7 protein-coding genes and 1 pseudogene are annotated in these 6,751 nt (G+C 64.5%); 4 read left to right on the top strand and 4 right to left on the bottom strand.

Annotated features, from left to right (window positions below; translation table 11 throughout):
* A partial coding sequence (locus EOA36_RS22610; RefSeq protein ID WP_127279497.1) for a cytochrome c occupies positions 1 to 900 on the top strand: 900 nt, incomplete at its 5' end.
* Positions 901 to 962: 62 nt separating this feature from the next.
* Here EOA36_RS22610 and EOA36_RS22615 read toward each other — a convergent pair.
* The gene (locus EOA36_RS22615; RefSeq protein ID WP_127279498.1) at positions 963 to 1,862 is read right to left on the bottom strand and encodes a DMT family transporter; all 900 of its coding nucleotides are present in this window, start codon (positions 1,860 to 1,862) and stop codon (positions 963 to 965) included.
* 211 nt (positions 1,863 to 2,073) lie between these two features.
* Between EOA36_RS22615 and EOA36_RS22620 the strand changes: the two genes are divergently transcribed.
* Positions 2,074 to 3,372, top strand: a complete 1,299-nt coding sequence (locus EOA36_RS22620; RefSeq protein WP_127279499.1) for an adenylosuccinate synthase — start codon at positions 2,074 to 2,076, stop codon at positions 3,370 to 3,372.
* 75 nt (positions 3,373 to 3,447) lie between these two features.
* Entirely contained in the window at positions 3,448 to 5,160 is a 1,713-nt protein-coding gene (locus tag EOA36_RS22625) for a hypothetical protein (protein WP_127279500.1), read from the top strand.
* Between the two features lie 26 nt (positions 5,161 to 5,186).
* On the opposite strand, the gene EOA36_RS22630 is transcribed toward EOA36_RS22625, so the two are convergent.
* The 3 genes and pseudogenes from EOA36_RS22630 to EOA36_RS22640 all read right to left on the bottom strand — a co-directional run.
* Entirely contained in the window at positions 5,187 to 5,486 is a 300-nt protein-coding gene (locus EOA36_RS22630) for a CcdB family protein (RefSeq protein ID WP_127279501.1), read from the bottom strand.
* Positions 5,486 to 5,728 (bottom strand): type II toxin-antitoxin system CcdA family antitoxin, encoded by a 243-nt coding sequence (locus EOA36_RS22635; RefSeq protein ID WP_127279502.1) that lies wholly within the window; start codon positions 5,726 to 5,728, stop codon positions 5,486 to 5,488. Before EOA36_RS22635 ends, EOA36_RS22630 begins: the two co-directional genes overlap by 1 nt.
* Before the next feature lie 86 nt (positions 5,729 to 5,814).
* A pseudogene (locus EOA36_RS22640) lies at positions 5,815 to 6,633 on the bottom strand (ATP-binding cassette domain-containing protein); the annotation flags it as partial.
* Here EOA36_RS22640 and EOA36_RS22645 point away from each other — a divergent pair.
* Positions 6,605 to 6,751, top strand: a 147-nt coding sequence (locus EOA36_RS22645) for an ATP-binding cassette domain-containing protein (RefSeq protein WP_245464439.1), incomplete at its 3' end; no start/stop codon positions are given. The pseudogene EOA36_RS22640 and the gene EOA36_RS22645 overlap by 29 nt on opposite strands.

Below are 6,751 nucleotides of genomic sequence, written 5' to 3' on the forward strand. Positions count from 1 at the left end.
CGTTACCCCGCCTATACCAGGATGACCGAGCAGGACATCTCCGACCTGTGGGCCTACATGACCACGGTCGAGCCGGTCGCGAACAAGGTCGAGGCGAACCAGTTGCCGTTCCCGTTGAACATCCGGCTGGCGATGTGGGGCTGGAATCTCCTGAACTTCAGCGAGGCGAGCTTCCAGGCCGATCCCTCCAAGTCGGCGGAGTGGAATCGCGGCGCCTATATCGTCCAGGGGGCCGGGCACTGCGGGACCTGCCATACGCCCAAATCCTTCCTGGGCGCCGATCAGGACTCCAGCTTCCTGCAAGGGGCGTCGCTGCAGGGCTGGTTCGCCCCCGACATCACCAACAATGCTCAATCCGGCCTTGGCAAATGGTCGCAAGAGGATGTGGTCGCTTACCTCAAGACCGGCGTCAACGCGCATTCGATCGCGTCCGGTCCGATGGCCGAGGCGATCGAGAACTCGACCTCCAAAATGACGGATCCCGACCTAAAGGCCGTGGCCGTCTATCTCAAGAACCTGGGGTCGGACACCGGCAGTGCGCAGGCGCCCAAGCCCGACGAAGCGCGGATGGTGGCGGGCGAGGCGATCTACCGTGACAATTGTTCGGCCTGCCATGGCGGCGACGGCGCCGGGGCCGGCGCGTTGTTCCCCACCCTCATCGGCAATTCCATCGTCGCGCAGGGCAATCCCGAGACGCTTGCGCGCGTCGTTCTTGCCGGAAGCCAGGCGGTGCACACGACTGGTGCTCCGACCACGCCTTCGATGCCCTCGCTGGCATGGCGGCTGAAGGACCAGGAAATCGCCGACGTGCTGACCTATGTGCGCGGCAGCTGGGGCAATTCTGCGCCGGCGGTCTCGTCCGACGATATCGCGGCGGTGCGCAAGGAATTGGTGCCGTAGCCTGCATTCCGGGCTGGATTTCGATATCGTTGCGAAAGCCGAACGATTGACTGACGGCGGCTCTATCGGCGGTTCAGCATCGTCTTTCGTCCGCTGTATTCGGCGAGCCAGATGCCGCCCAGAACGAGGACCAGCGCCAGCGCCTGATAGAGCTGGAAAGTCTCGCCGACGATCAGCACCGAAAGCAGCGTGCCGAAGATCGGCACCAGATTGATGAACAGGCCGGCGCGGTTGGCGCCGATCAGCTCGTTGCCCCTGATATAGGTAATCTGCGAGATCACCGAAGCGCCAATCGCCGTATAGACGATGACCGTCCAGCCGCGCGCATCGGGCACGATCACCTTGCCGGCGGCGGCCTCCCACAGGAAAAAGGGCAACGAGGTGATGAGTGCCGCGAACGACATGGCCAGCATCAGGCTTTGCCAGCGCATCGCCGGCTTCAGCCGCAACCCGACCGAATAGCCGCTGTAGAGAACGACCGCGACCAGCATGATGGCGTCGCCGAAATTGAGTTCCAGCGTCAGCAGCCGGCGTGGATCGCCATGGCAGGCCGTCAGGATGACGCCGAAGATGGTCAGCACCACGCCGGCGATCTGCGCCCAGTTCACGCGCAGGCGGAAGAAAACGAAATTGGCTGTCATGATCAGGATCGGCATCGCCGCCTGCTCGATAGAGACATTGATTGCCGTGGTGTAATTGAGCGCGGTGTAGAAAATGGTGTTGAACAGGGTGAAGCCGCTGGCGCCCAGCGCCGCCAGCACGAACCAGTGCCTGCGCACGACAGGCCAATCCTCCTGGATCGTGCGCCAGCCGATCGGCAGCAGGATTGCCACGGCCAGCATCCAGCGCAGGAAGACCAGCGTCATCGGCGAGACGTGGTCGACCGCCAGCTTGCCGGCCACCGAATTGCCGCCCCACAGCAAGGTGGTGAGCAGCAGGAACATGTAGGCGCTTCGATGCATCGCGGGCTTCCGGCCGCGGGATGAGTTGCGGTGTTTGCCGGCCTATTGCCCCCGTCAGTCCAAGTAAATGATGTCAAAGCCGAAAATTGTTGTGCCTCAGGGCATTTTCGGCGGCAAAGAAAGGTCGCACTCGCGAGGTCTTGACGCTATAGAGGCCTGTCGTTTCGAACCATATCCAAGCCGCGCGGCGGCGTCTCAAGGGAAAAGAAACATGGCCAATGTGGTGGTCGTCGGCTCGCAGTGGGGCGACGAAGGCAAGGGCAAGATCGTCGACTGGCTGTCGGAGCGCGCCGATGTCGTCGTGCGTTTCCAGGGCGGCCACAATGCCGGCCACACGCTGGTCGTCGACGGCAAGGTCTACAAGCTGTCGCTGCTGCCTTCCGGCGTCGTGCGGGAAGGCAAGCTGTCCATCATCGGCAATGGCGTGGTCTTCGATCCGCATGCTTTCGTCGCCGAAGTGGAGAAACTGAAGGGCCAAGGCGTGGACGTGACGCCGGATCGCCTGAAAATAGCCGAAAACACGGCGCTTATCCTGTCCGTACACCGGGAGCTGGACGGATTCCGCGAGGATGCCGCTTCGAATTCCGGAACGAAGATTGGCACGACCCGGCGCGGGATCGGCCCCGCCTACGAGGACAAGGTGGGCCGCCGCGCGGTTCGGGTGATGGATCTGGCGGATTTGGAAACTTTGCCTCTGAAGGTCGACAGGCTGCTGACGCACCACAATGCGCTGCGTCGCGGGCTCGGCCATGGCGAAGTCACGCATGACGCGATCATGCAGGAATTGACCTCGGTCGCGAACGACATCCTCCCCTACATGGACCGCGTCTGGAAGGTGCTCGACGACAAGCGCCGCGCCGGCGAGCGCATCCTGTTCGAGGGCGCGCAAGGCACGCTGCTCGACATCGACCACGGCACCTATCCGTTCGTCACCTCGTCCAACACGGTCGCCGGACAGGCGGCCGCCGGCTCCGGCGTCGGTCCGGGCGCCATCGGCTACGTGCTCGGCATCACCAAGGCCTACACCACGCGGGTCGGCGAAGGTCCGTTCCCGACCGAGCAGAAGAACGAGATCGGCGAGTTCCTCGGCACGCGCGGCCATGAATTCGGTGTCGTCACCGGGCGCAAGCGCCGCTGCGGCTGGTTCGACGCGGTGCTGGTGCGCCAGGCGGTTGCCGTCAACGGCATCAAGGGCATCGCGCTGACCAAGCTCGACGTGCTCGACGGGCTGGACGAGATCAAGGTCTGTACCGGCTACAGGCTCGACGGCGAGACGATCGACTATCTGCCGGCAAGCCAGGGCGCGCAGGCCCGCGTGGAACCCATCTACGAAACGCTGGAAGGCTGGAAAGGCACCACCGCCGGCGCGCGCAGCTGGAACGATCTACCGGCCCAGGCGGTCAAATATGTCCGGTACATAGAGGAGTTGATCGGCGCGCCGGTCGCACTCCTCTCCACCAGCCCGGAACGGGACGACACGATACTTGTGACCGATCCGTTTCAAGACTAGTTTCTGAAGCCTTTCCGGGCATCGCGGCTGATTTGCGGGGGCCGGCGCGGAGGCAAACTACAGGTCGACTGAAGCATGGCAGATTTCGTTGCTGTTCTGAAAAACGCGTTCGAGAAGCACGGCGACGAGACGCCCGAGAAGCGTGCGCGCATCTATAACAGCGTTCGCGCCATGCTGGCGAAGAAGCTTGCGGAATATTCGCCGCCGCTGGCTCCCGAGGCCATAGACAAGCAGAAACGCTCGCTGGACGACGCCATTGCCGGCGTCGAGCGGGACTACGTCAAGAGTGTGCCGGAGACGGACCCGCTCGCGGAACTGGAGCACATCTTTTCCTCCATCGACCGCAACAAGAACCAGTCGAGCCACGTCAAGCAGCCGGCCAAGGCCGAATCGATTCCCGCTCCGTCCCCGTATCGGCAGGCGCCTGTCGCGGCCAGCCCGGAGCCGTACAAGCCGGCGCAGCCCGTGGCGAACCCCGAACCCAACCGGCCTGCTCCAGCGGTCAAGGTCGAGCCAGCCTGGCAAAGGTCGACGCCGGTCCAGCCCGCTCCGGACTTTTCGGAGAAGACCTTGCCGGGAATGGACGCGGATCGGGACGACGACCAGGACGATGTCTTTGCCAATGACGAAGCGCCGGCGGGCGCCGACACTTTCGAGCGTTTGCGCCCAGCTGAACGCAGGCGCGGCTATGGCGGACTGATCGCCGCCGTCGTCGCGTTGCTGGTCGCTGCCGGCGGCGGTTACGGCATCTGGCTGAACAAGGATGCCTTCGGCAAGATGCTGGGCCTGGGCGGCAGCAAGGTTGTTGCCAAGACCGAACCGGTGAAAACGGCGCCGGCCAAGCCGGCGACCGATGCCGCGGCCACGCCACCGGCGCCCGCGACCGGTGCCGAAGGCACGAAATTCACGCAGCGGCTGACGCCTGAAGGCGGCGAAACCGATCCCGGCCCGGGCGGTGGACAAAGCGGCATAGGCGAGGGTGAATCCGTCGCCGCGCTGACGACGCCGCCAACGGCGACGAATGCGCCGGCCACGGCCGCGCCGGCGGTTCCCGCACCGGCTGCCAATACGCCCGCTGCCGCCACCACGCCTGCGGCGGGCACCCCGCCCACGACACCACCCGCCAACGGAACCGCGCCCGCGGCGCCGGCCGGTGCCGCCGCCACGCCGCCGCCCGCGCCGGCGGGCGCCGCTCCGGCGGCTCCGGCCGCGGCTGCGGCGCAAAGCTCGGTTCCGGTCGGCCAGAAGGCGATCTTCTACGAGGAGCGCACCAGCACCGCGCAGGGTTCGGCCGAGCCCGGCAGCATCGTCTGGTCGCTGGTGCAGGAATCGCCCGGCGGCGACCTGCCGCCAGAGCCTGCGATCCGTGCCGAGGCGACCATTCCCGGCAAGGACATCCAGTTGCGCATGACCATCCGCCGCAACACCGACCAGACCCTGCCGGCGAGCCATATCATCGAGATGATCTTCCTGACGCCCGACGGCTTCGAGGGCGGCGGCGTCGACAACATATTGCGCGTCGCCATGAAGAGCTCGGAACAGGATGCCGGCAGCCCGCTGATCGGCATCCCGGCCAAGATCGCCGACGGCTTCTTCCTGGTCGCGCTCAACGACACCAAGGCCGATGAAGACGCCAACATGACCTTGCTGCGCGGCCAGGACTGGATCGACGTACCGGTCGTCTACAAGACCGGACGGCGGGCATTGCTGACCATGGAAAAGGGCATTCCCGGCGAGAAGGTGTTCGACGAGGCGATCAAGGCCTGGCAAGCGAAAACGGCGGGCTGAGCAGACGGCGTAACGGCGGCCTTCGATCAGAAACCCTGGAACAGCATGTCGAGCGCGGCGACGATCTCGTCGTGATGTTTCGTCAAGTTCAGCCGACTTTCACCCAATTCGCTTGCCGGAACGGTAGCAATCAGGTGTGTCGCCATAACCAGCTTCCGGCCGTTGATGTCGAAGATCGGATGAAGCTTTCGCATCGGCGGCGGCACCGTTGCGAACGGCAGAAGGGGGACGACTACCCGCGTCCTGAAATTGTCGAGCAGATCGGATTGAACGTCGAGCAAATAGTTGCCTTCGACGCGACCGGCGAAGACATCATAGCGGGGCATCAGAACTGCCGGTACTCTTCCAACGGGACGCCATGTTTCTCGATGTAGTCGTTCCACGACTCCATCGTGGCGCGGTTCTCTAGCTTCCATAGCCGCGTTTTTTCGGCCGCCACCGCTTCCGCGATGCCGGCCTCCGCGGCGCGCGAGACATTCACATCAAGCCCTTTGGCTTCCCGCATGAGATTTGAGTCGATCGACAGATTTGCTGGCTGACGGACCGCATTCAAGGCAATCTTACGCATGGTGGGCCTCCGCGACATGCGCATAATATATGCGCATTCCGATATGGAAGGCAATAAAATCAAGCTGCCCCGATCGCGGGCGGAACCTACCCTTCCATCTCTTCCCGCAGCATCTCCAGTTCCAGCCATTCCTCTTCCAATGCGGCCAAGGTGGCGCGCTCCTTGTCGAGGGCGGCGATGGTCTTCTGGAACGAGGCCGGGTCGCGCTCGTAATAGGCCGGGTCGGAGATGTTGTTTTCCAGCCGCGAGATCGACGCTGTCACGGCCTCGATCTTCTTGGGCAAGGAGTCCAGCGCGAACTTCTGCTTGAACGACAGTTTTTTGGCCGGCCCTTTTGCTACGGCAGGTTCTGCCTTGGTGGTCGGCGCGTCGCCGGCGTCGGCCTTGGCGCGCGCCTTGCGGTCGTCGAGCCGGGTGCCGCCGCGCTGCGCCAGCATGTCGGAATAGCCGCCGGCATATTCAATCCAGCGGCCACCACCGTCCGGCGCGATGACGCTGGTGACGGTGCGGTCGAGGAAATCGCGATCGTGGCTGACCAGGATGACGGTGCCGGCGAACCCGGCGACCAGTTCCTGCAGCAGTTCCAGCGTCTCCATGTCGAGATCGTTGGTCGGCTCATCAAGTACCAGCAGGTTCGCCGGGCGCGCCAGCACGCGCGCCAGGATCAGCCGCGCCCGCTCGCCGCCGGACAGCTCGCGCACCGGCGTGCGCGCCTGCTCCGGCTTGAACAGAAAATCCTTCATGTAGGAGACGACATGGCGCTGCTCGCCATTGATGACCAGGTTCTCGCCGCGCCCGTCGGTGAGATATTGCGCCAGCGTCTCCTGCGGGTCGACCGCCTCGCGCTTCTGGTCGAGCGTGGCGATCTCCAGATTCGTGCCGAGCCGTATCGAACCAGCGTCCGGCGGCGAGCGGGCGCGGCTGATCCTGGCGCGCGTGCTGGCGCGCCCGGCGAACCTGCTGGTACTTGATGAGCCGACCAACGATCTCGACATGGAGACGCTGGAACTGCTGCAGGAACTG

Origin of the sequence: Mesorhizobium sp. M8A.F.Ca.ET.021.01.1.1, from assembly GCF_003998025.1 — a bacterium.
Lineage (GTDB): Bacteria > Pseudomonadota > Alphaproteobacteria > Rhizobiales > Rhizobiaceae > Mesorhizobium.

What these genes read in the sequence shown, in the direction of transcription:
- EOA36_RS22625 (WP_127279500.1), top strand. Translation starts at nt 3,448, where the DNA reads ATGGCAGATTTCGTTGCTGTTCTGAAAAACGCGTTCGAGAAGCACGGC.
- EOA36_RS22630 (WP_127279501.1), bottom strand. Translation starts at nt 5,486, where the DNA reads ATGCCCCGCTATGATGTCTTCGCCGGTCGCGTCGAAGGCAACTATTTG.
- EOA36_RS22635 (WP_127279502.1), bottom strand. Translation starts at nt 5,728, where the DNA reads ATGCGTAAGATTGCCTTGAATGCGGTCCGTCAGCCAGCAAATCTGTCG.
- EOA36_RS22615 (WP_127279498.1), bottom strand. Translation starts at nt 1,862, where the DNA reads ATGCATCGAAGCGCCTACATGTTCCTGCTGCTCACCACCTTGCTGTGG.
- EOA36_RS22620 (WP_127279499.1), top strand. Translation starts at nt 2,074, where the DNA reads ATGGCCAATGTGGTGGTCGTCGGCTCGCAGTGGGGCGACGAAGGCAAG.